We start from the raw sequence: 25,752 nt of genomic DNA on the forward strand, positions 1-25,752 counted from the left end.
GTGCGGAGAATGTTGCAAGATCGCCCGGTTGAGTCTTGGGAATGGCGGCGAAGCGTCGGATAACACCAGGCAGCCGCGCTGCTTGTAGCTGGAGGGTTATGGCTGCCACGGGGACACAGACGCTGACACCGCCCCGCCTTGCGCTGCGCGAGACGGAGGGCGGAGCTGTCATTGAGCCCACCGGGGACTGGCTTCTGGAAACCATCGGTCAGATGGACCGGCAGGTCCGCGCGCTGGAACGCGATTCCGGGGCGAAAGCGTTACGCCTCGACGTGTCCGGGCTGGGCCGCATCGACACTTCCGGCGCCTATCTGCTTGGCCGCCCGCTCCGGCAGCGCAATGACGCGATCCCGGAAAGCAGCATAACCGGCGAGCATGCGGTCGCTGCCAGGCTGCTCCGGGAAGTCCACAGGCGCATGGACCATTGTCCGCCGGAGGAAAGCTCGGGCTGGGGCCTGAAGACCCTGCTGGCGCGGGTGGGCGCAGGCACCGAACAGGTGCTGGACGAAGCCTGGGACACGTTCGGCTTCTTCGGGCGCACGCTGATGACGCTCGGCGCGTCTTTGCTGAACCCGTCGCGCCTGCGCTGGGCCCCGACCGTCCATCTGATGGAGACCGTCGGCATCAATGCCCTGCCGATCATCGCCGCCCTGTCGTTCTTTATCGGCGCGGTGGTGGCCTTCATGGGGGCGAGCCTGCTGGAAACGTTCGGCGCGTCGGTCTTCACGGTCGATCTGGTGGGCATTTCGGTCCTGCGCGAGTTTGGCGTGCTGATTACGGCGATCATGCTGGCTGGCCGCTCGGACTCCGCCTTCACCGCCTCCATCGGCTCGATGAAGATGCAGCAGGAAATCGATGCCATGCGGGTCATCGGGCTGAACCCGTATGAGGTTCTGGTGGTGCCGCGCGTGATTGCCTGTGTGGTCATGGCGCCGCTGCTCACGCTGGCGGCCATGCTGGCGGGGCTGTTTGGCGGCCTGCTGGTGTCCTGGGTGACGCTGGACATATCACCGGCCTTCTTCCTGACCCGGCTGCAGAATGTGATCGACTGGTCCCACTTCATGGTGGGCATGTCCAAGGCGCCCGTGTTCGGGCTGGTGATTGCCATTATCGGCTGCCGTCAGGGCATGAAGGTTGGCGGCGACGTGGAAAGCCTTGGCCAGCGCACCACCGCGTCCGTGGTGCAGGCGATATTCATGGTCATCGTCATCGATGCGCTGTTCGCGCTGATGTATCTTGAGGCCGACATATGAGCGCGCGTCCGGTCATCGAGGTGCGGGGGCTGGTTACCCGGTTCGGCAGCCATACCGTGCATGATGGTGTGGACCTTGAGGTGCGGCGCGGCGAGGTCATGGGCATTATCGGCGGTTCGGGCAGCGGCAAGTCGGTGCTGCTTCACGCCATTCTTGGCCTCAAAAAGCCCGATGGCGGCGAGATATTCTACGATGGCGTGGCGTTGTCGCGCCTGTCAGCGGATGAGCGTTCGGCACTGGAGCGGCGCTGGGGCGTGCTGTTCCAGGGATCGGCGCTGTTCTCCTCGCTTACGGTGAAGGAAAACATTCTGGTGCCGATCCGCGAGCACGTCTCGCTGCCGCCCGCCCTGATGGACGAGATTGCTGATCTCAAGCTGGGTCTGGCTGGCCTGGGGGTGGAGGCCGCCAACAAGTATCCGTCCGAGCTGTCGGGCGGGATGAAGAAGCGGGCAGGGCTGGCGCGGGCGCTGGCGCTGGACCCTGACGTCCTGTTTCTGGACGAGCCGACGGCCGGGCTGGATCCGATCAGCGCTGCGGCGTTTGACGAGCTGATCCGCGAGCTCTCCCAGACGCTGGGACTGACCATACTGCTGGTCACGCACGATCTTGATACGCTGCACGCTGTTTGCGACCGGGTGGCCGTGATCGCGGAGAAGCGTATCATTGCGGTGGATACGATTGCGCGGCTGGCACAGCATACCCACCCGTGGATACAGAGCTATTTTGGCGGCCCGCGCGGGCGGGCAGCATTGAGGAGCTGAACAATGGAAACCCGTGCCCATCACGCACTGGTCGGCCTGTTCGTCATCCTGCTGGCGCTGGCCGGCGGACTGTTCTTTGTCTGGCTGTCGCAGGCTTCGTTCGACCGCGAGTTCCGTCAGTATGATGTGGTGTTTGAGGGGCCGGTCAGAGGGCTTCGCACATCATCGGAGGTGCGCTTTAACGGTATACAGGTCGGCGAGGTTACCCATCTGGGCCTGAACCCTGATGACACAAGCGAAGTGATTGCGCGCGTCAGGATCGACGCCACCACGCCGATCCGGGTGGACAGCTTTGCGCAGCTGGAGCCGCAAGGGCTGACCGGCCTGTCCTACATCCAGATTTCAAGCGGGGAGAGCGGTTCGCCCTTGCTGGAAACCCGCTTTGGCGACCGGCCGGCGCGCATCTATGCCCGCCAGACCCAGCTTGATCTGCTGGTTCAGGGCGGTGAGACGCTGCTGGAGACGGTCCAGACCACGGGCGTGCTGCTAAACCGGCTGCTCAACGAAGAAAATCAGGAACAGTTCTCGTCCCTGCTGGAGAACCTTGCTGTGGTCTCAGGTCAACTGGCCGAGAACGGCGCGATGATGGCCGAAATGCGCGATACCATCGCCTCCATCGAGCGGGCTGCGAACGACATGTCGACGGCGGCGGCCAGTATTGAACAGTTCGGCGTGACCGCAGAACGCTTCCTGATCGACGAGGTGGGGCCGATGGTGGCTGAGACCGAGGCTGCGTCCATCGCGGTCAATCAGGCATCGATGGAAACCTATGACGCGCTGGTCGCGCTGCGCCCGGGGCTGGAAACATTCGCCACTGACGGCGTTTACCAGCTCAATGCGGCGTCGCATGACTTGCGGCAGCTGGTTGAAAATCTTGAACGTTTGACAGCCGATCTTGAAAACGATCCCGGCGGGCTTCTGACCCGGCGGCGTGGCGAGGAAGTCGAGGTGCCCCAATGACCGCAAGAAACCTGTTGCTGGCAGGCGCAGCGCTGGCGCTTTCCGGGTGCATCTCGCTCCTGCCGGAGTCAGAGACGAGCGCACTCTACCGTCTGTCAAACCATGTGCCGGAGACGGAAGTGGCCAGCCATGACCTGCCCGTCGTGCGCATTGGCCGGCCCATCGCGCCGCGCGCGCTTTCGGGCGACCGCATAGCGCTCGATGCCGGTGAGGGGCGGATCGCCTACATGGCCGGGGCGAACTGGATCAGTGCGGTGCCGGTGCTCATCCAGGAGCTGGTGATCGACACGATCGACCGGCGCTCCACCGTTGTCGTCGCGGCAAGGCCGGATGATGGCGTGGCCAGCAGCTGGGATCTGCGTCTGGAGCTGCGCCGGTTCGAGGCGGTCTATGATCAGGGCAGCAACGCGGCCCCGCGTGTGGATGTGGCCATCCGCGCCCGCCTGGTAGACGCGGCCAACCGCGAAGTGGCCAGTACACGTACATTCGAGACGTCGCGCCGCGCCGATGGCAATCGTCAGGCCCTGATCGTGGATGCGTTCAGCCGCGCGGCATCGGAGATGTCCAGCGAGCTGGCTGACTGGGCGTCGCAACAGGTCAATGCCGCCGCGCAGGCGGGCAGCGCTGCATCCGGCGAGGCAGGCTAGCCAGGGCGTTTGGGGCGTTTTGACCGGCTGCTGGCAGGCGGTTCCTCGTCCTCATCCGGCTCCATATTGGCCAGCAGGTCTTTCCAGCGCCACCCGCCTTCGGGGCGGGCCTGGGTCGCCAGCCTTTCATCGCGCGGACGGTCTTCGGCGGTCTCGTCCTCGTCATCGCCGGTGATCTGGTCGCGCGCCTCCAGACGCACTTCATCGTCTTTGGGCGCAGGTGCCGGCCGGGCAGTCCGGCGCCGGGCGTTCAGCGGGTCAGGCACTTCATCGGGCGCGATATCGATCGGCTTGCGTCCGCCGGCGACCGACCCCATGCGCAGCATGAAGTCCGACAGCAGCTCGTAATTATGCCGCACGCGCGCCTGGAACATGGTGTCGATCTCGCGCGCGCTTTCGGAGGCGTCTTCGGCGGTCTGGTTCAGCTTGGCGAGGCCCTCCGACAGGGCGCGTTCAAGCTCCAGCGTTGCCCGGCGGGCTGCGGCGGGCGCATCGTCGAAGCGCGAGCGCATGTCACGCAGCATCATCTCGACATGGTCGGCCTGCTTGCGTGCCGCTTCCAGCGTGTCGGCGAGTTGCTTGCGGACCGTTTCACCTGCCTCTTCGGATGCCTTGGCGGCTTTATCGACAAGAAGCTCGGCTTCACGCAGGCGCGCCTGGAAGGCTTCGTCGGACCGGCGAGCGGCTTCAAACCCGGCCTCGCTGACCCGTTCCAGCGCGGCTTCTGCGGCGCTCGCCTGCCCGGAAAACCGTTCAGCGGACTCAGTGGCCGCTTCGCGCGCTTCCCTGGCGGTTTCTGTCAGGCGGTTGAGAATGGCCTCGTTGGCTTCGGCGGCAAGGCGGGTTTCGCTCTCAATCGTTTTCGACAGGGCGGAAGCGCGGGTGATGGCGTCATTGACCGCGCGGGTGAAGACAGCGCCGCTCTCCTCGGCCGATTTGCGCAAGGTTTCCGCGCCTGCTCCGGCAGTCTTGGACAGGGTGGCCAATTCGGCCTTGTGGAAGTCGAGGGCCGAGGCGATCTTCTCCTGCTCCTTGCGCAGGGCCTCGCTGGCCTCGGCAAGGCGTTCGCGGTGCTTGAGATAGGCCGCGTCCAGCCCGTCACTGCGGCTTTTGAGCGTATCGGCCAGTTCGCGCATGTCACCAGCGCGCTTGGCCAGTATCTCGGAGGCTTTTTCGGCAGACTTGATCGTGTCGTCACCGGCACCGGACAGGCGCTCGGCGCCAGCGCGCAAGGTGAGGGCGCCTTCATTGGCCTTCTCGTTTGCCAGCTCGGCGGCAGCGGCAACCATCTCGCCCTGTTCCTGGATGGCCGCCGCGATCAGCGCTGCCTTGTCGTCGAGACTGTCGGCGATTTCGGCGAGCTTCTCGCGCTCACTCTTCAGGGCGCGCATGAGTGACTCTACCCGTTCGCGCGCTGCCTTTGATGTGTCCTCCAGGCTGTCGGCATTGTGGGTGATGACTTCTTCCATCGCTGCCAGACGCGCCAGTGCGCTGTCCATCGCAGTATTGATGCGTCCGACCTGCAGGCTGACGGCATCGGCCATCTGGCGTACTTCGCCCTGCAGGGTGTCAGCCGGTGTGGCGAGGCGGGCTATAGTGGTCTCCACCGAGCGTATCTGCGCGCTGGCGCGCGCTACGGTGCCGCCCAGAAGACCTGAGAGAAGGAAGAGCAGGGCGGGCGCGCCGGCAAAGATGGCGATGCCTGCCAGCTGAGCCGGGCTCAGCGCGGTGAAGTCATCAATCACATAGCCGTAGAGATAGGCCCCTGAGCCGCCGAGCCACAGCGCGGCGCAGGCCGCCCCGGCAAAGGCAATCCATCCGCCGCCGCCAGCCGGGCGTGCAGGCGGCGCAGTCAGCCGGGCGTCAGTACGCGTGGCAGGCACCTTACCTTCTGCAGGATCCTTGAGCACGGCTGGGGTTACCGGCTGTGCGGATTTTGCAGATTTGGCAGCGGAGTTATCGTCGGCAGGCATAATTCGCCTCGATCACAGCACGTGGGGCAGGTCAGCGCCAACGCTGACCGTAAAAGCTGGTTCTAGGGCGAGATGAAGAAAATTTAAAGCCGCAAGACCGGTGGAGGCGGTGCCGATGGCAGGCGTGCGGGAGCTGCGGCGCAGCCCGACACTTCCTGAACCGCGCCGGTGTGTACCACGATCATCACCTCACCGTGGGGGGTGCGGACCTGCTCTACGCGGACGTCGGCGGTGTGGAAATGGAAGGCTGCCGCATCGTCCACGAAGCGGGCCTCATCGAAGCTGTGCTGGCGGACGGCCGGCGCGCAGTCTTCAGCACGGTCATAGCCAATGCCCACGAGTGCCAGTACGGCGCCCGCGACCCAATGAAGTATATCAATGACCATGCTGAGCATTGGTTCGGTCCCTATCCCTGACGCCGCTTATGGCGGTGCCTGCCCGGCTGCTCAAGGCTTTTTGACCGTTTGGTGGATGAAATATTCGTAAGGTAGAGGGGCTGCGGCTGGTTTTACTTGCCAGACTGTGTGCCTTGCGGCGAACGTGCGCCCCAGATTCTTGCGGGGAGTGATATTCGTATGAGCGCCAGCCCGGTCACGGCCGAGAACCGCCATGAAAGCCTGGATGTCCTGCGCGGCATTGCCATCATGGGCATCCTGGTGATGAACATCCCCTTCTTCTTCGTTCCCATGGAAGCGATGCAGTCCCTGACGTCGGACCCGCTCTTTACCGGCGCGTCGATCGATGTCTGGTTCTACTCCCACGTCTTCTTCGACATGAAATTCATCACCCTCTTCTCCGCGCTGTTCGGGGCAGGGATCATCCTGATGGTGGGCGAAGAGCCGGATGCCTCGCGCAAGGTGCATTTTAGCCGCATGCGCTGGCTGCTCCTGATCGGCCTGATCCATGCCTACGTGATCTGGTATGGCGACATCCTCGTCAGCTACGCCATCTTCGGCATGATCGCGGTCTATTTCCGCCGCATGAGCGTTGGCAAGCTGCTGTTCTGGGGCCTGTTCTGGATCGCGATTGCCGGGCTGCTCTTCTTCGCTGCGCTAGGCGCAATGGCGCTTATTCCTGAAGATATGAGCGGCACCGATATCGGCATCGTGCCGACGCCGGAAGCCTATCAGGAGGTGATCGCTGCCTATCAGGCGGGCGGGCTGGAGCGCCTCGGCATCAACGCGTTCGGTGCCTTCATGGGGCAGATCATGGGTGCGGGCCTGTTTGGCGGACGCATTATCGGCGTCATGTTCATCGGCATGGCCCTGTTCAAGCTCGGCTTCCTGACGGCGAAGTGGGACATCGCCCGCTATGCGCTTGTCGCCATCATTGCTTTGCCGGTTGGTCTTGCCGCATCGTGGTGGGGTGGCCAGCACATGATCGCGGCGGGGTTCGATTTCCGGGAGTTCTGGGTCCACACGGTCGTCAATTACTGGTCGAGCCTTGCTACCGCGCTCGGCTATGCGGCCGTCGTGATGATTATCTGCAAGCTGCCCTTCATGAAGCTGATCCGCTATCCGTTTGGCTGCATGGGGCGCATGGCCTTCACCAACTACCTCTCCCAGTCACTCACACTGGTCTTCCTGTCGATTGGCGGGATCGGTCTTGGCTGGTTCGGTGAGGTGAGCCGGGTGGAGATGGTGCAGATCGTGCTGGCTATCTGGGTAGCGCAGCTCGTGGTCTCGACGCTCTGGCTGCAGCTCTTCCGCTTCGGGCCGTTTGAGTGGCTGTGGCGTTCGCTGACCTACGCAAAGCTGCAACCGCTCTTCAAAGCCAGGGCATGAGCGCCGTAAAGGCGGGAGACGCGTTCGCGGTCTATGGCCTGTTGCGCAAGGGTGCGTCCGGCTTTGCCGAGTTCGGGCTGGAGGCCGCGTTCAGGCCGCTCGGCCCGTGCCGCATCCCCGGTGTGATCCATGATCTGGGCGGTTATCCGGGTCTGGTGGCCGGAGAAGGCGCGGTCATTGGCGAGCTGTTTGAAGTTGCCGACCCGTCGGTCATTCCGCGGCTCGACGCGTTCGAGGACTATGATCCGCAGGCGCCCGACCGCTCGCGCTATCTGCGCCAACGCGTCCGCCTCCTTTCGCCAGATGCCGAGGCATGGGGTTATGTGTGGAACCTGCCAGTGACAGGCTATCCCCGCGTGGAAGGCGGCGACTGGCTGGAGTGGGCCGCTCAGCGCCCGAGATAGTCACCGCGCACGTCGATGCTGGAGCGCTTGCCGACATGGACATGGCAGTTCTCCAGCCAGTCCTTCGCCGCCTGACGTCCCGCATCACGCAGACCGGTCAGGAAGTGCCAGCTCGTGTCGTACTTGCTGGCCGCCGAGTAGTTTTTCAGGGCCTCGTCGGCGCGGATGGCGTGAATGTGCAGATTGCGCAGGCGGGCCTTTTCGGCGTCCTTGAGAAGATCATCCTCGATCAGCCGCTTGACGAAGGCGACCGCGCGCAATTCGGCCATCAGCGAGGCGTTGAACGTGATCTCGTTGACCCGGTTCATGATGTCGTCGGCCGATTTGGGCGTACCGGGGCGTTTGAGCGGATTGATGTGCACGATCAGCAGGTCACCCGGCGTGTCGGCGTAGAAGAGCGGCCACAGGGCCGGATTGCCGGTAAAGACTTCGGCGCGGCCCGTCGTCACGCATGTCGCGGTGACGAATAGCGCCATCTGGTCTTGCGCGCGCAGCCGTTCAAAATCGATCTGCGCGTCCAGAATGTCTTTTAGCGGATCAAGATTATACGGGTTGAGATCATAGGGGCTGGTCAGGCGCGAGAAGGCGTCGAAGAACGGCATCAGCTTCAGGAATGTCCCGCCCGGCACCATGGGCCGGAAGGCTGCGCCGCGCCGGGACACCTCTTGCCAGAAGCTTTCAAGGCTTTCGCGCGCGCCGTCCGGCCCGTCCTCCAGCCAGCCATGGGCCAGCGCCACGGCGTTCATCGCGCCAGCGCTGGTAGCTGTTATGGCTTCGGGGGTTATGCGGCCATCTTCCAGCAGGGCATCAAGCACCCCCCAGGTGTAGGCACCATGCGAGCCGCCGCCCTGCAGGGCCAGCGAGACCGCTCTGGCGCGCATGGCCATCAGGCGGCCACCCAGCCGCCCTCAACCGGGAAGGCCGCGCCATTGGCCGATGCGCCGGAATCCGACACCAGATAGAGCAAGAGGCCGTTCAGGTGATCGTACTCGACGAATTTCTTCGTCGGCTGCGCGCTCAGCATCACGTCGCGCACCACTTCTTCCTCGGAAATGCCGCGCGCCTTTGCCGTGTCGGCGATCTGGCTTTCCACCAGCGGGGTGCGCACATAGCCGGGGCAGATGGCGTTGCAGGTAATGCCGGCCTCGGCCACTTCCAGCGCGACCGTTTTGGTCAGGCCAATCACGCCATGCTTGGCCGCGACATAGGCCGACTTGTAGGGCGAGGCGACAAGCCCGTGCGCGGAGGCGATGTTCACGATGCGCCCGCGCCCGGCTTTGCGCATGACCGGAACGGCATGGCGGATGGTGTGGAAGCAGGAGGTGAGGTTGATCGAGACAATCGCGTCCCACTTCTCCGGCGCGAGCTCCTCAACCGGGGCAACCTGCTGAATGCCGGCATTATTGATGAGGATATCGAGCCGGCCGAAAGCTTTCACCGTATCCGCGATCAGGCTCTCGATCTCGCCGGCGTCCAGCATGTTTGCGCCGTTATAGGCCGCTTTCACGCCGAACTCGGTCTCGATGGACTTGCGTGTCTTCTCGATCTCTCCCTCATCGCCCAGACCATTGAGCATGACGTTCGCGCCATTGGCCGCGAGCGCGCGCGCCAGCGCCAGACCGATGCCGGAGGTCGAGCCGGTAATCACTGCGGCCTGTCCGCTCAAGTCGGTCCTCAGACCACCCATGCCTGTCTCCTTGGCCATGCGGCCCTGTGTCGGGGATTGTTGCGGTGCAGAAGACGGTTTGCGCCGGTTTTGTCAAGGCTGCGCCGTAGCGCCTAGCCTTTCTTCAAGGGCGGCTGCGGGCGCGTGAACAGGAGCCGGTCCGGCTTTGACCCGGCCTTGTCGAGCTTGTAACCGTCCACATTGAAGCGGGTCAGCGCTGCCGGGTCTTCCACCCGGTTTTCGATGATCCAGCGGGCCATTAGGCCGCGTGCCTTCTTGGCATAGACCATCAGGGCGCGCAGCTGGCCGTCCTTCTCTTCCTTGAAGTCGACCGTGATGACGCGCGCCTTCATTTTCGTCAGGCGTGCGGCCTTCGCATATTCGTTCGACGCCAGATTGACGATGACCGGATGAGCGTGACCTTCCAGCGTGCGGGTGAGTTCTTGCGCGATATCGTCGCCCCAGAAATCGTAAAGGTTCGCGCCTTTCTTCGTTTTCAGGCGCGTGCCCATTTCGAGGCGGTAGGGCTGGATGGCGTCCAGCGGACGCAGGGCGCCATAGAGCCCGGAGAGAATCCGCAAATGGTCCTGCGCCCATTGCAGATCGTCCTTGGACAGGCTGCCCGCATCCAGCCCGCGATAAACCTCGCCCGCGAAGGCGAGCGCGGCGGCTTTGCCATCCTGGCTTTCGGGATCGAACGCCTTGAAGCGCTCCACATTCAGCGCGGCCAGATCATCGGAAATGTGCATGAGCTGGCGCAGCTGGGTACGCGACAGCTTCGATGTGGTCTTTGACAGCTCTGCCGTGCGGGTCAGAAGCGCGGGCTGGCTGGTCTCCAGCTCCGGGCGGGCCGGTTCGAAATCGAGCTGCTTGGCCGGGGAGAGAAGGATCAGCATGAAGTTTTGGTCTCGCCTGCAATTTCCAGTGATTGTGTCTATCGAAATAGGGGCGTTCCCCGAAATTGCCAATGGCACGGGCCGTCCAGATTCACTCCAGCCCGGTGAGTATGCGCGGGTTCATGATGTTGTTGGGGTCCAGCGCCGCCTTGATGGTCCGCATCAGCTCCACCTCTACGGGCTTTCGCGCTTTCAGCTCGGCCTGTTTGAGAATGCCGATGCCGTGCTCTGCCGAGATCGAGCCGTGATGCTTGTCCACAAGGTCGTAGATCAGCCGGGTGGCGGGCGCAGCGTGTGCGATAAAATCCTCTCCGGCCCCGGCCTCGCGGGCGGCGAGATTGAAATGCACATTGCCATCGCCGACATGGCCGAACGCGATCACGCGCGAGCCTTCAACCAGCCCTTCGGCCTGCTGGGTTGCTTCGCGCATGAATGCTGCCATACGCGACACCGGCACGGACACATCGTGCTTGGCGGCCTTGCCATGCGCGCGTTCGCCTTCCGGCACGTTTTCACGCAACGCCCAGAACTGTGCGGCCTGCGCGTCCGATTGTGCCAGTGCGGCGTCAGACACCAGCCCGGCCTCGAACGCGCTCTCCAGCGCGGTTTCCATCAGAATGGCGGCGCGCTCCTCCTCTGCGCTCGACAGCTCGATCAGCACCATCCAGTCCGGGGAGCCTTCAAGGGGCGAGCGGGCGCCGGGCACGTGCTGGCAGACCAGCTCCATGGCGAAGCCGGAAATCAGCTCGAACGCGCTGACCGCACCGCCCGTGCGGTCTTTGAGATGGCCCAGCAGGTTCACCGCGTCTTCCGGGCTGCTGACCGCCGCGATGGCGACGCTCACTGATGCCGGGCGCGGGAAGAGCTTCAGCGTGGCGGCCGTGACGAGACCGAGCGTGCCTTCCGCGCCGATGAAAAGCTGTTTGAGATCATAGCCGGTATTGTCCTTGCGCAGGCCTGACAGCCCGCTCAGCACGCGCCCGTCTGGCAGCACCGCTTCCAGCCCCAGCACCAGCTCGCGCATCATGCCATAGCGCAGCACCTGCACGCCGCCCGCATTGGTGGAGATCAGGCCGCCAATCATGGCAGAGCCTTGAGCGCCGAGGCTCAAGGGGAAGAGTTTGCCCGCATCCCGGGCGGCGTCCTGCACGGTTTGCAGCACCGCGCCAGCCTCCACGGTCATGGACTCGTTGGCGGTGTCGATCTCGCGGATGGCATTCATCCGCTTCATCGAGATGACAACTTCATTGGCGGGGGTGGAAGCACCCACCAGCCCGGTAATGCCGCCCTGGGGCATCACGGCGATGCGCGCCTCATTGCAGGCGGCCAGCATGCGCGCGGCCTCGGCGGTCGATGCCGGTTTGAGGACTAGCGGCGTGCCGCCCGCATAGCGTCCGCGCCAGTCGCGCGCATGGCTTTCCAGCTCGGCTGGATCACTTGACCACGATTTGGGGTCCAGCGATGCGGTCAGTGATGCGAGGGCAGGCGGCAGACCGCTCATGGCAGGAAACTAGTCCTCAATTTCGATGGGCAGGCGTGTCATCACGGCGGTCAGCTTCAGGCCGGGTGCGCGATCCATGCGGCCCTCCAGCAGGTAAAGCGCGCCATCGATCCTGCCATCAAAGACGACCCTGAAACGGCTCACATCCCCGACCACTGAAATGGTCTCTGGCCGGTGGCGCACAAACAGCATGCGGGCAACCGGGCCGTCCGGGCCATCTTCCAGATAGCCGTCATAATAATAGCCACTATCGCCGCCCGTCGCGCGGCCATTACGGACGGTGACGACCCCGCCGGACTGATCCAGCGGGCTGCGGAAGCGCACGACATAGACACCATCAGGTATCCATTGTGAGCGCGGGAAGTGTGATTTTGCTGCCTGAGTGTCCATGTGGGTTCTGTTTGCCTCAGCTGTCCTTCGGGGCGGCCGCACGGGCAAGCCGGTCATTGATGGCCTCGCCCAACCCTTCTGGCGGGATCGGGGCCACTGCTATGGGTTTGCCCAGTGCATCAGCTTTTCGCAAGTGCGCAAAGAGCCGTGCTGCCGCTTCTACCAGATTGCCTGTGGGGGAGAGGTCCAGCACGCCATGCGCGCCCGTGCCGCGCCACTTGCCAAACGCCAGATAGGTCTCGTGCGGATCGGGCGCGGTAACATTCAGGCGCAAGGGGCAGTCCGGCGCGTAATGGCTCTTGAGCATGCCGGGCGCGGTAATGGCGGCTTGGGCGTCTGCCCGCTGCAGGGCTTTCCCCGTGAGTGCTTCGATGCGTTCAGCCTCCAGCGCGCCGGCCCGCAACATCACAAGCCCGTCCGGCGTATCGGCCAGTATCGTGCTTTCCAGTCCCATACGGCATGGCCCGCCATCGAGTATAAGATTGACGCGGCTGCCCAGGCTGTCCGCCACGTGCTGCGCCGTTGTCGGGCTGACACTGCCCGAACGATTCGCGCTTGGCGCGGCCAGTGGACGGTTCAGGCGCGATACCAGTCCTGTCATGGCGGGCGAATCCGGCCAGCGCACGGCCAGCGTATCAAGGCCCGCCCGCGCCAGATCGCACACCGGACTGTCATCGCGGTGACGGCCCACCAGTGTCAGCGGGCCGGGCCAGACCGCTTTGGCCAACGCAATCGCCACAGGTGACAGTTCAACCAGTGACAGGGCGCGCTCAACGCTGTCCACATGGGCGATCAGCGGGTTGAAGCGTGGACGGCCCTTGGCTGCGTAGAGCGCAGCAATGGCCTGCGGGTTCGTGGCGTCGGCGGCCAGCCCGTAAACGGTCTCGGTCGGCACCGCCACAAGTGCACCTTCACCGAGGATCGCTGTGGCGCGGTCCAGGTTCACGTCATCGTGTGATGGCAGAATGGGTGAGGGGGCTATATCGCTCATCGCGCAAGGCTTGGCGTGTGCGCCGGACAAAGGCAAGGGGCGGGGCATGCAAACTGCGGCAAAGCGTCCCTGAAAACCATTTTGCCTGTATCACACCCTCGTCACACTGGCCTGCTAGGCCCATATCGCATCCCAAGAAGAAACTCCCCGGAGCCTGCCATGACTGATCTTGCCACACGACTCGATCCCGATTTCGAGCCGGAAGCCAATGAGTCCGCAAATCGCCCGTTTGCTGATGTGGTGGAAGCGCGGCTTTCCAGACGGGCGATTTTGCGCGGTGGTCTGAGCGTGACGGTCGCGGGCATGTTTGCCGCTCCGCTGGCAGCGTGCGGGGCGAATGAGGCCGAAGCGGCCTCTGCAGGCCCGACGCTCGGCTTTAACCCGGTGCCGGTGGATGCGACGGACCGCTTCGTCGTGCCTGAAGGGTATGAGGCGAAAGTCATCTATCGCTGGGGCGACGCGATCAGCGGCCATATGCCCGCCTTCGGGCTGGACAATACCGGCGAGGATCAGGCTCATCAGGCCGGCATGCACCATGACGGCATGCACTTCTTCCCGATCGAGGGCAATGATCCGTGGGAGGGGAGCTCCACGGACGGGCTGCTGGTCGTCAATCACGAATATATCGAGCCGCGCTTCCTGCATTATGGCTCGGCGCAGGGTAGCGAGCTGCACACCTGGGCGACGCCCAATCACGCCGGACCGCGCGACGCCGACCATGTGCTCAAAGAGCTGAACGCGCATGGCGTCTCGGTCGTGCGCATGCGTGATGACGGCCATGGCAACTGGCAGATCGTTCCCGATCCGCGCAATCGGCGTATCACCGGGCTGACCCGCATGGAAATTGCCGGTCCGGCTCGCGGTCATGCCAAGATGACGACGCTCTACAGCCCGGAAGGTACCCATACGCGCGGCACGCTGTCCAACTGTGCGCACGGCGTGACGCCGTGGAACACCTATATGGCGGCGGAAGAGAACTGGTCGGGCTATTTCGTCAATCTGGACGGCGAGTTGCCGCGTGAGCATGCCCGCTATGGCGTGCGCACCGATGTCGGCCGTCACAACTGGCACCTGGCCGATGATGGCGCGGACGGGTTTGTACGCTTTGACGCCTCCACCAAGGCTGACGCGCCCTCAGGCGATTACCGCAACGAGCCCAACATGTTTGGCTGGATGACGGAGATCGACCCGTTTGATCCGGACTCCACGCCGGTGAAACGCACCACGCTTGGCCGCTTTGCCCATGAAGGCGTCGTTTTCGCCCCTGCCGAGGCGGGCCAGCCCGTGGTCTGCTATTCGGGCGATGATGCGCGCTTTGAATATATCTACAAGTTTGTTTCCGAAGGGCTTTACCAGCCCGGCGTCACGCGCGGCGAAATTCTCGATACCGGCACGCTCTATGTCGCCAAGTTCAATGATGATGGCACGGGTGAGTGGCTGCCGCTGGTCTTTGGCCAGAACGGCCTCGATGCCAGCAATGGTTTTGCCGATCAGGGCGATGTGCTTATCAACACACGCACCGCCGCCGACATTGTGGGCGCGACCCCGATGGACCGGCCCGAATGGGGCACGGTCGATTTCGACACCCGCGCGGTCTATTTCACGCTGACGAACAACACGCAGCGCAGCGAAGACCAGACCGATGGCGTCAATCCGCGCGGGCCGAACTCCTTTGGCCAGATCGTGCGCTGGCACGAGGATGGCGATCAGACCGCCACGCGTTTCAACTGGGATCTGTTCGTGGTGGCCGGCCCCGAAGGCGATAGCCGCGACATGAACGGCAATGCGCTGGACGACACCAACATCTTCTCCAGCCCGGACGGGCTGTGGATGGATGCTGATCGCCGCCTTTGGATCCAGACCGATATCTCCGAAGGCGTGATGTATCAGGGCAATCACACCCCGTTCGGCAATAACGCCATGCTGGCGGCCAATCCGGAGACCGGCGAGATCAGGCGCTTCCTGACCGGTCCGGTGGGCCAGGAAATTACCGGCGTGGTGACCACGCCAGACCAGCGCACCATCTTTGTGAATGTCCAGCACCCCGGCGCGACAACCTCGCCGGAGGACTTCGCCAGCGGCAATTTTGATAGTCACTGGCCGGATGGCGGTGACGCGCTGCCGCGCTCGGCCACGGTGGCGATTCGGCGCCTTGATGGCGGGATTATCGGGGCGTAGGGGCTTTACCCCCGCACCCCGTCCAGAAAGCGCGCCACTTCAGCCAGTACGCCGGGGTCGCGCAAGACGCCGCGATGGCCAAGGCCGGGCCTGATGTCCAGCCTGGCACCCGGCCAGTGCTTTGAGGCTTTTTCGCCCGCACTCGCAGGGACGATCGCATCCCTGTCACCGTAGACGAAAAGCGCGCGGGCGGTCATGGCCGGTGCGTCGCGGGCTATGTCAAAGCGGGAAATGGGCGTTTTCAGCCGCGCCTCTACCCCGTCCTGCATCAGCCTGATGGCCCGGCCCGACAGCCCCATTGATCCGGCCTGAAACGCGATATTGTCGCTGAGCGAGCAGGGGGATGCCAGCGCCACGAAGGCTTGCGGGGCAAGCTCTCCCTCGCTCATCGCGATCACCGAGGCGGCAGCGCCCATGGAGTGGGCAACGACGGCGAAGGGCTGGCCGAGCGTGGCGGCCGCCGCACCAATCCCTTCGGCAAAGAGCGGCAGGGTGGCAATCTCGCCCTCCGAAGCGCCATGAGCTGGCCCGTCAAGCAGCACCACGCGAAAGCCGCTGGCCAGCAGGTGCTCTGCCTGGCTGGTGAGATCGGCTGCGTCGGCCTCCCAGCCGTGCTGGAAGAAGACGGCCGGGCCGGTGCCGCCGGTATAGATGCGCTGGCGGCCCAGCGGACCCTCGATCCAGCCGGTTTCCAGCGTTGCCAGAAACTCCCGGCCCGTATCGGTCTGCTGGCGCGCACGCGGGCGCACGAAACGGCTGGCCACCACATTGCGAAAGCGGCGCGGCGCGATAACGGCCATCGTGTTGGCCACGGCAATCGATACTTTCATGGCCGGATCACGCCCGTGCGCTGTCAATTAGGGCGGTGAAGCTGGCGCGGGTCAGCCGTCCGGCCTCGTCGCGCCCCTGAACCACGGACCAGGACTGGCACCCAACGCCGATGGCCTCGAACTGGAAGGCGAAGCGCTTGGCGTCGGTAGCGGCGGCAAACCCGCCCTCGTGGATGGCCAGCTTGGCGAGGCGCTCCACCCAGTCTGTCCAGCCGCGCCGGGCCTGCCGGGCCTGCTCTGCGGCCTTTGGCGTCAGGGCTGGGGCTTCGAAAGCAGCCTGCAGGATCGGGCAGGGACGCGTTGGGTCGCGCAATAGCCAGTCTGTCCAGTTCGCGCCCAGCATTTCGATACGCGCGAGTGTCCCGCTCTGCTGGCGGGCAGGCTCAACCACCTGCTGGCGGAATTGCTCGATGGCCGCCTCGATTACCGATACCTGCAAGGCTTCCTGGCCGCCGAAATGGGCAAACAGCCCGCTTTTCGACATGGAACACGCCTTGGCTAGATGGCCGATGGACAAGGTGGCAAGCCCGCCTGCGGACATCTCCTCCAGCGCGGTTTCGACGATACGGGTCCGGGTGGATTTTTCGTGTGGCATGCCGCTTATGTGCGAACGTTCGTTCGTATTGTCAAGCGGGCTGTCTCTGGTGTCTCCCCCCGTTCACGGGGGGAGTGCCGCGATGCGGCGAGGGGGGGGTAATTCAAAAAAGCTCCCCCCTCCGTCTCGCTGACGCTCGACACCTCCCCCGTAAACGGGGGAGGACAGCTGTGCTCAACCCGATTTGCCTGCGATCTACTTCAACCTTGGAATCGCCAGCCCCAGTGCCGGGCCAGCGCTGATGGCCTCCTTGCGGAAGCGGTAAAGCTCTGCCGGGCGTCCGCCGGTGCGCGCCTCGAACCGGCCCGTGCCTTCGACGAAGCCTGCCCGGTCCAGCGCACGGCGGAAATTCTGCTTGTGCAGGGCAAATCCGGCAATGCCCTCCACCATGCGCTGCAGCTCGGAGAGGGTGAAGGTTTCTCCCATCAATTCAAACACTACAGGGCGATATTTCACCTTGCCGCGCAGGCGTGAAATGGCGGTTGCCAGAATGCGCCGGTGGTCGGACGCCATGATCTGGCCTGTGCCGGCGGCTGCGCGTTCCGGTTCGCCCTGATCGCGTGCCGCCTCGGCAACTAGGCCCGCCTCGTAGAGGAGTTCATAGCGGTCGAGCGCGCGCTCCTCGTTCCAGACAAGGCCATCCAGCGCGAAATTCGTACGTACCCGCTCCAGCCGGGCGGCGCGTCCTCCCGGTGCACCGGCCTCGTCGGCCCAGCTGCGCAGCGCTGGTGCGAGAAGCTCGTCAATCACGGGCGGGCGGCCATGGCGATGGTCCTCCCACGGGAAGAATTCGTTCCAGCTCGCCCAGCGCGCGCCGAGGCCCGACAGCTCGCGCGCTTCACGGGCAAGGCCCAGATAGCCCAGCGAGATCACGCGCGCGCCGGCGGTCCCTGTCAGGGCCGCTAGCGGTGCCTCGCGCCCGCGGTCGCCGAACGTGTAGAGCTGTTCAACATAGCCGAGCTCGAACCCGGTCTGGCCGCGCACCCATTCGCGCAGACCGATCTCGAAGGTGCGGTGGGCATCGGGATCAAACGGGCCGAAGGGCAGGGCGGCTTCGGGCGTGGCAAGACCTTGCGTGACCAGCACGCGCGGCTCGCTATTCTCGCTGGCAAAGATCACGGCGTTCAGGCCGACCACCAGACCCTTGGATACCGGAAGGGGCGGACGCGAGGGACTCATGAGCGCCCCGCCTTTCGCCCTGCGGGGCGGTCTTCCTCGTCCATGGCGAGCAGCAGCGCTTCGAAGCGCGCGACATAATCGCCCTGAACCTCGGCGGTGGAGCGCACGGGTATGTCTACCCGCAAACCCAAAGGCGGCTTGCCGAAAAACTCGCGTGCGTCTTCCACGCTGAACCCGGCCAGCTGCACTGCCTCGAAGAAGGCGCACAAACGGTCGGCCTTCTTGATGGTGGTCTTCACATATTTGGGCATTTGGGCGGGCAGGCCGAAGCGGGTGTGCACGGCGCGCTCCAGCTTTGCCTCGAACGCCTGATAGTCAAAGCCAAGCGCGCTCTTGAACGGTGAGATCATGTCGCCGATCACATATTCGGGCGCATCGTGCAGCAGGGCTGCCATACGCCATTTCGCCGGCCATGACGGTTCCATCTGGCCGCACAGCCGCTCCACGATCAGGCTGTGCTCGGCGACGGAAAAGGCGTGCTCGCCCAGCGTCTGCCCGTTCCAGCGCGCCACGCGCGCCAGACCTTGCGCAATATCCTCAATCTCGATGTCGAACGGGGAGGGGTCCAGCAAATCGAGACGCCGCCCGGACAGCATGCGCTGCCAGGCTCTGGGCGGGGGCGTGGGTGTCTTGCGTTGAGCCATGTGAGTAATCGTGTCGCGGGCCAGCTTCTCCCCTCCCGGTCTAGAAGGAATTAGCGTAAGTTCAAGCACAAGGACACGCACATGGAGGCTGGCATGAACCCGGAACGCATTCTCGTAGCCCTGCAGGGTGATGAAGCCGATGACACGCCGCTGGCCGCCGCCATGGCGCTGGCCCCGCTGATCAAGGCCGATATACGCGCCGTGTTCGTGGAGCCGGACCCGGCCAGCTACATGCTGTGGACCGGACCGGGCGCAGCCGGTGCTTCGGTGGTCACCAGCGCCATTGAAACCGTCCGCGAAGAGGCGGCCAAGGCCGCTGTCGAGGCTGAGGCGCGCATGAAGCGCCATCTCGAAACGCTGGACGACCGGGGCGTGAACGCTTCCTTCCGCCGCGTTACCGACAGCCCGTCAGAGGCCGCCCAGCAGGCAAGGCTGGTGCGCATGCTGGTTGCCTGTCCGGACGCCGCCGCCGGCAAGGGGCCACTATCAGGCTTTACGGCTTCCTGCCTCGTTGACGAGGCGTGCCCGCTCTTCGTGCCGCGCGGCGGGGCGATACCGCCGAAGAAAATCTGCGTGGCGTGGGATGGTTCGCGTGAAGCCTCGCGCGCGGCCTTCGCCGCTGAACCCTTCTTCACCAAGGGCGTGGAGGTGACAATCCTGCACAGCCCGAAAAATCTCGATTATGCCGACCGCGCAGCGGCCGCGCCCAACCGGCTGGCCAACTGGCTCGCCCCGCGCGGTATCAAGGCGAAATCACAGGCCGTCGAGGCCAAGGGCAGTCTGGGCGATGCGCTGCTTGAGGCTGCATCTGGCGCAGACCTGCTGGTCGCTGGCGCCTATGGCCAGTCACGCCTTGCCCAGTTCATCTTTGGCGGTGTGACGCGCACCCTGCTGGGGGCCAAGGACGGGCCGTCCCTGCTGGTCGCGCACTAGGGCGGCGATGCAGCCGGCATACGCTGATCTGCTGGCGTTTGCGCGCCAGCGCTCGCGCCTCATCCATGAGGCCGAGGACCTTGTTCAGAACGCTTTGCTGGCGGCGCTGGAAGCGGGCCGGGCTGATCTTGATGATGTGCAGATCCGGCGCTGGCTGCGCGGCGTGATCCGTAATCAGGCCCGGATGGATGCGCGCAGCGCCGCGCGCCGCAAGGCGCGCGAGGCTGGGCATGTGCCGCCGGATGGCGATGACACGGCGGATGCACAGACCAATAGCCCGGTATTCGAATGGGTGCGCAGCCTCTCCCCATCCTTGCGTCCTGTCGCTGCGCTCGCCCTGACGGGGCATACACGCGCCGAAATCCGCAGTGCGCTGGGGCTTTCCGATACGGCCCTGCGCCAGCGCCTGCGTGCTTTAAAGCGCGCTGCACAGGCGGGCGGCGTGGAGATGGAGGGGTTTGCGGCGCTGCGTCCTGACCTTGCCCATGGCCTGCTGCGCAGGGGCATGCCCGCGATGCTCGCGCGGCGGAGTGCCACGTTTGGCACCTATGACCCGGATGGCAATCTGCTGATTTTCCGCACATAGGCGCTCACAAAAGGCGAAGCGGCGGCAACAGGGATGCGTCCGCCCGCGACAGGCGCAGGCGCAATTGTGAAGGATTGAACCATGATACCCAGGCCCCATGAAATTGCCGTAGTCTTCAACGTGGCCGATATCGGGCGCACAGAACGTTTTTATCGTGACACGCTGGGCCTAGATGTGTCCCGCCATGAGGGAGCCGAGCCGTTTTGGCTAATTGCCGATCTGATACCGGGTACCCAGCTCATCTTCTTCCAGTCCGAAGATGTGCGCCCCGGCAACACGCCGATTGTCGTGTTTGATCTGAAAGCAGGCGGCATTGATGATCTGATTACCGCGCTGGCAGAGCAGGGCGTAACCATCGTTACGCCGGTCAGCGAGGCGCCCGGCGGCTGGTCTGCCGACTTTCTGGACCCGGATGGCAACATGCTGGCCTTCTGGCAAAGGGCGGAAGTCCCAAAATCGCTGAAGGGCTAGCGCGCTGTGCCGTGAGCCTCGTTATGGGCCGCATTTGTGCGTGCGGGAGAGGCGATGACACCCTCTCCCGCTTGCGCTTAAAGCCCTGATGGAGTAAGGACGCGCGCGCTTCGCTTCTGCCCGTTTGGCAGGCGGGGCGTTTAACCGGGCACGATTTTGTCATCGGCCCTCCGGCTCCTCCAACCCCCTTTCCTCTGAGATCGACGGGCCCGGAGCGCCGGGCACCGGTGGCGGAGACGTGTCCAGACCTTAACCATTCCGGCTGCGAGGGGGCGTTTTCTCCAAAGCAGCAAGACCGCCGGAGACAACCGGCCGGCCGGAATACAAACGCATAAGCTGGAGACTGTCTTTTCGCATGAATGCTACATCTTCCTCTGCGGCTAGCCGCGACGATTTTGCCTCAATGCTCGAAGCGAGCTTTGCAGGCCGTGACCTTGTAGAAGGCTCTGTGGTGCGTGGCACCGTGACCGCCGTCGAACACGACATGATCGTGATCGATGTGGGTCTGAAAACCGAAGGCCGCATCTCGCTGCGCGAGTTCACCGGCCCCGGCTCGACCACGCCCAAAGCCGGTGACGAGGTCGAAGTTTACCTGGAGCGCATCGAAAATGCGCTCGGTGAAGCGGTGCTGTCACGTGACAAGGCCCGCCGCGAGGAAGCCTGGGACCGTCTTGAGAAAATGTTCGAGGCCAAGGAGCCGGTCAACGGTGCCATTGTTGGCCGCGTGAAGGGTGGCTTCACGGTTGATCTGGGCGGTGCTTCGGCCTTCCTGCCCGGTTCCCAGGTTGATATCCGCCCCGTGCGCGATGTCGGCCCGCTGATGAACAAGGAACAGCCCTTCGCGATCCTGAAAATGGACCGTCCGCGCGGCAATATCGTTGTCTCGCGCCGCGCCGTGCTCGAAGAGTCGCGCGCTGAGCAGCGCGCCGAGCTTGTGGGCAATCTGGCCGAGGGCGAAACCCGCGAAGGCGTGGTCAAGAACATCACCGATTACGGTGCGTTCGTGGACCTGGGCGGCATTGACGGCCTCCTGCACGTCACCGACATGAGCTGGAGCCGCGTTGGCCATCCCAGCGAAGTGGTCGAGGTCGGCCAGACGGTGACGGTCCAGATCATCAAGATCAACAAGGACACCCAGCGCATCTCGCTCGGCATGAAGCAGCTTCTGTCCGATCCGTGGGATGCTGTGGCCGCCAAGTATCCGGTGGGCGCGACCTTTGAAGGCCGCGTGACGAACATTGCCGAATACGGCGCGTTCGTGGAGCTGGAATCGGGCGTTGAAGGTCTGGTCCACGTCTCCGAAATGAGCTGGACGAAGAAGAATATCCACCCCGGCAAGATCGTTTCCACCTCCCAGGAAGTCACCGTCATGGTGCTGGACGTGGACGAGGAGAAGCGCCGCATCTCGCTTGGCATCAAGCAGACCCAGCGCAATCCGTGGGAAATCTTCGCTGAAACCCATCCGGCCGGTACGGTCGTGAAGGGCGAGGTGAAGAACATCACCGAGTTTGGCCTGTTCATCGGCGTCGGCGAAGACATTGATGGCATGGTCCACCTGTCCGACATCGACTGGGACCGTTCTGGCGAAGAGGCACTTGCCGACTTCAACAAGGGCGACATCGTCGAAGCCAAGGTGCTGGACGTGGATGTCGAGAAAGAGCGCGTCTCGCTCGGCATCAAGCAGCTGGCTGGCGATCCGATGGAAGATTCCGGCGGGTTCAAGCGCGGCGAGACGGTGACCTGCACCGTGACCGAGATCACCACGGGCGGTATCGAGGTCTCCTTCGGCGAAGGCGGGCAGATGAAATCCTTCATCCGCAAGTCCGACCTGTCGCGTGACCGCGCCGAGCAGCGCCCTGAGCGTTATTCGGTCGGTGACAAGGTTGATGCGCGCATCACCAATATCGACAAGGGCGCGCGGCGCGTATCTGTCTCCATCAAGGCCCTGGAAATGGCCGAGGAGAAGGAAGCGGTCGAGCAGTACGGCTCGTCTGAGTCCGGTGCGTCGCTCGGCGATATTCTCGGTGCCGCGCTGAAACAGCAGGACACCAAGAAGGACGAATAGTCCGTATCGATGCGTAACAGGCAATGGCCGGACCTTTTACGGGTCCGGCCATTTTCTTTTGCCGCTTCCACTCTTTTTGCCTTGAAGCGATTGACCTTGGCCGGTACCCGTCCCAAGGTTCCTCTCTTCGTCATCCCGGGGACGCGAAACCATGATCAAGTCTGAACTGATCGAAAAACTGGCCGCTGCCAATCCGCACCTTTTCCAGCGTGATGTCGAGCGGATCGTCAATTCGATATTCGAGGAAATCACCCAGGCGCTGGAGCGCGGGGAGCGCGTGGAACTGCGCGGGTTTGGTGCCTTTTCGGTGCGTAATCGCCCGCCGCGTCAAGGCCGCAATCCGCGCACGGGCGACAGCGTGGCCGTGAAGGAAAAGCATGTGCCCTTCTTCAAGACGGGCAAGGAATTGCGCGAGCGCGTCGACGGCAAGGCATAAGGCGCGCGTCCCGGCGGCGTTGCGGCTAGGCGCTTATCCGAAATCAGCCTAGGCTCCTCCGTGGATTCACCGGGAGGACCTGAACATGCTCAATGAATTCAAGAAATTCGCCATGCGCGGCAATGTGGTCGATCTTGCGGTCGGCTTCATTCTGGGCGGCGCGTTCTCCACCATCGTCTCGTCCTTTGTGAACGATATCCTGATGCCGCCTATCGGGCTTCTGCTGGGCGGGGTGGATTTCACCGAACTTTTCGTGGCGCTGGACGGGGTGGAATATGCCTCACGCGCGGCGGCGGCCGAGGCTGGTGCGGCGACGATCAATTATGGCGTCTTCATCAACGCGGTTGTCAGCTTCATCATCGTGGCCTTTGCCCTTTTCCTGCTCATCAAGGGCATGAACCGGATGCAGGAGGCGAAAAAGGACGAGACGCCAGCCGCGCCGCCCGCCAAGCCGCGCAATGAAGAGCTGCTCGAAGAGATCCGCGACCTGCTGAAGAAGTAGTCTCTTTTCTGGCCGTCGGGGGCGGGCTAGGACCATTCCCATGAGCGCGCTTGTGAAAATCTGCGGGATGAGTGATGAGGCTTCGGTACGTGCGGCCGTGGCTGCGGGCGCCGATTATCTCGGCTTCATCATCTTCCCCAAAAGTCCGCGCGGCGTGTCGCTGGCCGAGGCGGCCAGCCTGTCGGCGCTCAAAGGCAGCGCGAAATCGGTCGCGGTGCTGGTTGACCCCGATGACGCGCTGCTGGGTCAGGTCTTGCGCGTGCTGTCGCCCGACATCATCCAGCTACACGGGCAGGAGAGCCCTGAACGCTGCCTTGATGTGCGCAATTATGCGCGCGAGGGCGTGTGGAAGGCCGTGCCGGTCAGCGGGGCCGCCGATGTGGCGCGCGCCCGCCGCTATGCGGGCTTTGCCGATGCACTCCTCTTTGATGCGAAACCGCCCGCAGGCGCGGACCGGCCGGGCGGCTGGGGCGAGGGCTATGATTACAGCCTCGCCAAAGGCATTGACGCCTTGCCCTTCATACTGGCGGGCGGCCTGACGCCAGACAATGTGGCCGATGCCATTGCTGCGTCAGGCGCGATGGCCGTGGATGCGGTGTCGGGCGTGGAGCGGGAGCCGGGGACCAAGGACACGGCCAAAATTGCAGCCTTCGTGCTCGCTGCAAAGCGGGGCACCGCCGGCTAGCCACTACCGCCGTGCTCGAATAGCAGGCAGGCGCGCCCAAACGCGCGGCAGGCCCGGCCTTGCTGCGGCGCAATACAACTCCGGACGCTGACAAGCTTCGAGAGGCGGACGCACGCTTGGCGCATGTTTTCTGCCAAGGGGTAATCCGCACATGGAAGACGCTGCCTTCTCCGCAGGCGATACCGCCTGGATTCTCACTGCTTCGGCGCTTGTGCTGATGATGACCGTTCCGGGGCTTGCGCTCTTCTATGGCGGCATGGTGCGGCGCACGAGCGTGCTGTCCACGCTGATGCATTCGCTGGCCGCTGCGGTGCTGGTGACGATCACATGGGCGCTGGTTGGTTATTCTCTCGCGCTGACGGGGGAGGGCGCGTTCATTGGCGGACTGGACCGGCTGTTCCTGGCGGGGCTGGAGCCGGGCAGCGATGCGGACGGGTTGCCAGAGCCGGTCTTCATCCTGTTCCAGCTCACCTTCGCCATCATCACGGTCGCGATTATCTCCGGCGCGGCGGCCGAGCGGATGAGCTTCAAGGCGTGGGTGATTTTCGTGCCGGTCTGGCTGCTGGTGGTCTATGCGCCGATTGCGCATTGGGTCTGGGGCGGCGGCTTTCTGGATGAGGCGGGCGTCATCGACTTTGCGGGCGGCGCGGTCGTGCACATCAATTCGGGCGTTGCCGGGCTCGTTCTGGCGCTGGTGCTGGGGCCGCGCCGGGGCTGGCCGAAGGAAGGCCATCCGCCGCACAATCTGGTGCTGACGGTTATTGGGGCGGGTCTGCTCTGGGTTGGCTGGTTCGGCTTTAATGGCGGCTCGGCGCTGGCAGCAGATGAAATTGCCGCCCATGCTGCCCTCGTGACGCAGATTGCTGCCGCCATGGCGGCGCTGGTCTGGTGCGCTCTGGAATGGATCCTGCGCGGCAAGCCGACCGTGCTGGGCGCAGCCTCCGGCGCTGTGGCGGGTCTTGTCGCGATCACGCCCGCAGCGGGTTTTGTTGGCCCGCAGGCGGCCTTTGCTCTGGGGGCTGTTGGCGCTGTGGCGGCCTATTTCGCCGTCACGGCCCTGAAAAGCACACTGAAATACGATGACAGCCTGGACGCATTCGGCCTGCACGGGATTGCCGGGTTCGCCGGCGCGGTGCTGACCGGTGTGTTTGCCGTCGAAGCCATTGGCGGCACGCCGGGCGCGATCGAGGGCAACTGGATGCTGATCTGGACGCAGACCTGGGGCGCGCTTGCGGCCGCTGCGTGGTGCGCCATTGCCACCTTTGTCATTCTCTTCCTGATCGGGCGCGTGGTGAAGCTGCGCATCGAGGAAGAATACGAAGTTACCGGGGTCGATATCGCGCTGCATGGCGAGAGCGCCTGACGACCCTGGTTTACCGTTCCTCCCTGACTAAAAACCCCGCCAGTTCGCTGGCGGGGTTC

Annotated in this window: 27 protein-coding genes; 15 read left to right on the forward strand and 12 right to left on the reverse strand. The window is 64.1% G+C overall.

The features are described 5' to 3' along the window. Nucleotides 1–98: 98 nt before the first annotated feature. Genes ACQ5ID_RS02995 through ACQ5ID_RS03010 form a run of 4 tightly spaced genes read left to right on the forward strand, consistent with a single transcriptional unit; the run spans nucleotide 99 to nucleotide 3,621 of the window. Nucleotides 99–1,253 carry an MlaE family ABC transporter permease gene (locus tag ACQ5ID_RS02995; RefSeq protein ID WP_429910992.1) on the forward strand — a complete coding sequence of 385 codons (1,155 nt, stop codon included), beginning with the start codon at nucleotides 99–101 and terminating at the stop codon, nucleotides 1,251–1,253. Next, the gene (locus ACQ5ID_RS03000; protein ID WP_429910993.1) at nucleotides 1,250–2,014 is read left to right on the forward strand and encodes an ABC transporter ATP-binding protein; all 765 of its coding nucleotides are present in this window, start codon (nucleotides 1,250–1,252) and stop codon (nucleotides 2,012–2,014) included. Before ACQ5ID_RS02995 ends, ACQ5ID_RS03000 begins: the two co-directional genes overlap by 4 nt. Nucleotides 2,015–2,017: 3 nt before the next feature. Beyond that, nucleotides 2,018–2,974 carry an MlaD family protein gene (locus ACQ5ID_RS03005; protein ID WP_429910994.1) on the forward strand — a complete coding sequence of 319 codons (957 nt, stop codon included), beginning with the start codon at nucleotides 2,018–2,020 and terminating at the stop codon, nucleotides 2,972–2,974. Beyond that, the gene (locus ACQ5ID_RS03010) at nucleotides 2,971–3,621 is read left to right on the forward strand and encodes an ABC-type transport auxiliary lipoprotein family protein (protein WP_429910995.1); all 651 of its coding nucleotides are present in this window, start codon (nucleotides 2,971–2,973) and stop codon (nucleotides 3,619–3,621) included. Before ACQ5ID_RS03005 ends, ACQ5ID_RS03010 begins: the two co-directional genes overlap by 4 nt. On the opposite strand, the gene ACQ5ID_RS03015 is transcribed toward ACQ5ID_RS03010, so the two are convergent. Both ACQ5ID_RS03015 and ACQ5ID_RS03020 read right to left on the reverse strand, forming a co-directional pair. Beyond that, nucleotides 3,618–5,531, reverse strand: coding sequence for a hypothetical protein (locus ACQ5ID_RS03015; protein WP_429910996.1), 1,914 nt, complete (start codon nucleotides 5,529–5,531; stop codon nucleotides 3,618–3,620). The two genes, ACQ5ID_RS03010 and ACQ5ID_RS03015, sit on opposite strands and share 4 nt — an antisense overlap. A gap of 146 nt (nucleotides 5,532–5,677) precedes the next feature. Further along, nucleotides 5,678–5,989, reverse strand: a complete 312-nt coding sequence (locus ACQ5ID_RS03020) for a hypothetical protein (protein WP_429910997.1) — start codon at nucleotides 5,987–5,989, stop codon at nucleotides 5,678–5,680. Between the two features lie 180 nt (nucleotides 5,990–6,169). Here ACQ5ID_RS03020 and ACQ5ID_RS03025 point away from each other — a divergent pair, with 180 nt between their 5' ends. Next, the gene (locus tag ACQ5ID_RS03025) at nucleotides 6,170–7,378 is read left to right on the forward strand and encodes a DUF418 domain-containing protein (protein ID WP_429910998.1); all 1,209 of its coding nucleotides are present in this window, start codon (nucleotides 6,170–6,172) and stop codon (nucleotides 7,376–7,378) included. Further along, nucleotides 7,375–7,782: a gamma-glutamylcyclotransferase family protein gene (locus ACQ5ID_RS03030; protein WP_429910999.1), complete on the forward strand. Its 408-nt coding sequence runs from the start codon at nucleotides 7,375–7,377 to the stop codon at nucleotides 7,780–7,782. The genes ACQ5ID_RS03025 and ACQ5ID_RS03030 overlap by 4 nt, the downstream gene beginning before the upstream one ends. Here ACQ5ID_RS03030 and ACQ5ID_RS03035 read toward each other — a convergent pair. The 6 genes from ACQ5ID_RS03035 to ACQ5ID_RS03060 form a co-directional block, all read right to left on the reverse strand. Continuing rightward, nucleotides 7,767–8,669 carry a patatin-like phospholipase family protein gene (locus tag ACQ5ID_RS03035; protein ID WP_429911000.1) on the reverse strand — a complete coding sequence of 301 codons (903 nt, stop codon included), beginning with the start codon at nucleotides 8,667–8,669 and terminating at the stop codon, nucleotides 7,767–7,769. The genes ACQ5ID_RS03030 and ACQ5ID_RS03035 overlap by 16 nt on opposite strands. After that, nucleotides 8,669–9,469, reverse strand: a complete 801-nt coding sequence (locus ACQ5ID_RS03040; protein ID WP_429911001.1) for a 3-hydroxybutyrate dehydrogenase — start codon at nucleotides 9,467–9,469, stop codon at nucleotides 8,669–8,671. The genes ACQ5ID_RS03035 and ACQ5ID_RS03040 overlap by 1 nt, the downstream gene beginning before the upstream one ends. A 92-nt stretch (nucleotides 9,470–9,561) precedes the next feature. After that, on the reverse strand, nucleotides 9,562–10,344 hold the full coding sequence (gene yaaA, locus ACQ5ID_RS03045) for a peroxide stress protein YaaA (RefSeq protein ID WP_429911002.1): 783 nt from the start codon (nucleotides 10,342–10,344) through the stop codon (nucleotides 9,562–9,564). A gap of 91 nt (nucleotides 10,345–10,435) precedes the next feature. Continuing rightward, entirely contained in the window at nucleotides 10,436–11,845 is a 1,410-nt protein-coding gene (locus tag ACQ5ID_RS03050) for an FAD-binding oxidoreductase (protein WP_429911003.1), read from the reverse strand. 9 nt (nucleotides 11,846–11,854) lie between these two features. Beyond that, nucleotides 11,855–12,235, reverse strand: a complete 381-nt coding sequence (locus ACQ5ID_RS03055; protein ID WP_429911004.1) for a hypothetical protein — start codon at nucleotides 12,233–12,235, stop codon at nucleotides 11,855–11,857. Nucleotides 12,236–12,251: 16 nt separating this feature from the next. After that, nucleotides 12,252–13,226 (reverse strand): L-threonylcarbamoyladenylate synthase, encoded by a 975-nt coding sequence (locus ACQ5ID_RS03060; protein WP_429911005.1) that lies wholly within the window; start codon nucleotides 13,224–13,226, stop codon nucleotides 12,252–12,254. Nucleotides 13,227–13,385: 159 nt separating this feature from the next. On the opposite strand from ACQ5ID_RS03060, the gene ACQ5ID_RS03065 reads away from it, so the two are divergent. After that, nucleotides 13,386–15,404: a PhoX family protein gene (locus ACQ5ID_RS03065; protein ID WP_429911006.1), complete on the forward strand. Its 2,019-nt coding sequence runs from the start codon at nucleotides 13,386–13,388 to the stop codon at nucleotides 15,402–15,404. Nucleotides 15,405–15,409: 5 nt separating this feature from the next. On the opposite strand, the gene ACQ5ID_RS03070 is transcribed toward ACQ5ID_RS03065, so the two are convergent. The 4 genes from ACQ5ID_RS03070 to ACQ5ID_RS03085 form a co-directional block, all read right to left on the reverse strand. After that, nucleotides 15,410–16,234, reverse strand: coding sequence for an alpha/beta fold hydrolase (locus tag ACQ5ID_RS03070; protein WP_429911007.1), 825 nt, complete (start codon nucleotides 16,232–16,234; stop codon nucleotides 15,410–15,412). A gap of 7 nt (nucleotides 16,235–16,241) precedes the next feature. After that, on the reverse strand, nucleotides 16,242–16,829 hold the full coding sequence (locus ACQ5ID_RS03075; RefSeq protein WP_429911008.1) for a TetR/AcrR family transcriptional regulator: 588 nt from the start codon (nucleotides 16,827–16,829) through the stop codon (nucleotides 16,242–16,244). A gap of 195 nt (nucleotides 16,830–17,024) precedes the next feature. After that, nucleotides 17,025–18,008 carry an NUDIX hydrolase gene (locus ACQ5ID_RS03080; protein WP_429911009.1) on the reverse strand — a complete coding sequence of 328 codons (984 nt, stop codon included), beginning with the start codon at nucleotides 18,006–18,008 and terminating at the stop codon, nucleotides 17,025–17,027. Next, the gene (locus tag ACQ5ID_RS03085) at nucleotides 18,005–18,652 is read right to left on the reverse strand and encodes an HD domain-containing protein (RefSeq protein WP_429911010.1); all 648 of its coding nucleotides are present in this window, start codon (nucleotides 18,650–18,652) and stop codon (nucleotides 18,005–18,007) included. Before ACQ5ID_RS03085 ends, ACQ5ID_RS03080 begins: the two co-directional genes overlap by 4 nt. A gap of 93 nt (nucleotides 18,653–18,745) precedes the next feature. On the opposite strand from ACQ5ID_RS03085, the gene ACQ5ID_RS03090 reads away from it, so the two are divergent. From ACQ5ID_RS03090 to ACQ5ID_RS03125, 8 genes are all read left to right on the forward strand, one after another. After that, on the forward strand, nucleotides 18,746–19,585 hold the full coding sequence (locus ACQ5ID_RS03090) for a universal stress protein (RefSeq protein WP_429911011.1): 840 nt from the start codon (nucleotides 18,746–18,748) through the stop codon (nucleotides 19,583–19,585). A gap of 7 nt (nucleotides 19,586–19,592) precedes the next feature. Continuing rightward, nucleotides 19,593–20,171, forward strand: coding sequence for an RNA polymerase sigma factor (locus ACQ5ID_RS03095; protein WP_429911012.1), 579 nt, complete (start codon nucleotides 19,593–19,595; stop codon nucleotides 20,169–20,171). Nucleotides 20,172–20,252: 81 nt separating this feature from the next. Continuing rightward, nucleotides 20,253–20,642: a VOC family protein gene (locus tag ACQ5ID_RS03100; protein ID WP_429911013.1), complete on the forward strand. Its 390-nt coding sequence runs from the start codon at nucleotides 20,253–20,255 to the stop codon at nucleotides 20,640–20,642. 355 nt (nucleotides 20,643–20,997) lie between these two features. Beyond that, nucleotides 20,998–22,707 (forward strand): 30S ribosomal protein S1, encoded by a 1,710-nt coding sequence (gene rpsA, locus ACQ5ID_RS03105; protein WP_429911014.1) that lies wholly within the window; start codon nucleotides 20,998–21,000, stop codon nucleotides 22,705–22,707. Between the two features lie 151 nt (nucleotides 22,708–22,858). Beyond that, on the forward strand, nucleotides 22,859–23,143 hold the full coding sequence (locus ACQ5ID_RS03110) for an integration host factor subunit beta (RefSeq protein ID WP_429911015.1): 285 nt from the start codon (nucleotides 22,859–22,861) through the stop codon (nucleotides 23,141–23,143). 85 nt (nucleotides 23,144–23,228) lie between these two features. Further along, entirely contained in the window at nucleotides 23,229–23,645 is a 417-nt protein-coding gene (gene mscL / locus ACQ5ID_RS03115) for a large conductance mechanosensitive channel protein MscL (protein WP_429911016.1), read from the forward strand. 40 nt (nucleotides 23,646–23,685) lie between these two features. Then, a complete protein-coding gene (locus ACQ5ID_RS03120) occupies nucleotides 23,686–24,330 on the forward strand; it encodes a phosphoribosylanthranilate isomerase (protein ID WP_429911017.1) in 645 nt (214 codons plus the stop codon). A gap of 151 nt (nucleotides 24,331–24,481) precedes the next feature. Beyond that, complete coding sequence (locus ACQ5ID_RS03125; protein WP_429911018.1) at nucleotides 24,482–25,693, forward strand: ammonium transporter; 1,212 nt, start codon at nucleotides 24,482–24,484, stop codon at nucleotides 25,691–25,693. Nucleotides 25,694–25,752: the final 59 nt, after the last annotated feature.

Origin of the sequence: Glycocaulis sp. (genome assembly GCF_050485565.1) — a bacterium.
Classification (GTDB): domain Bacteria; phylum Pseudomonadota; class Alphaproteobacteria; order Caulobacterales; family Maricaulaceae; genus Glycocaulis.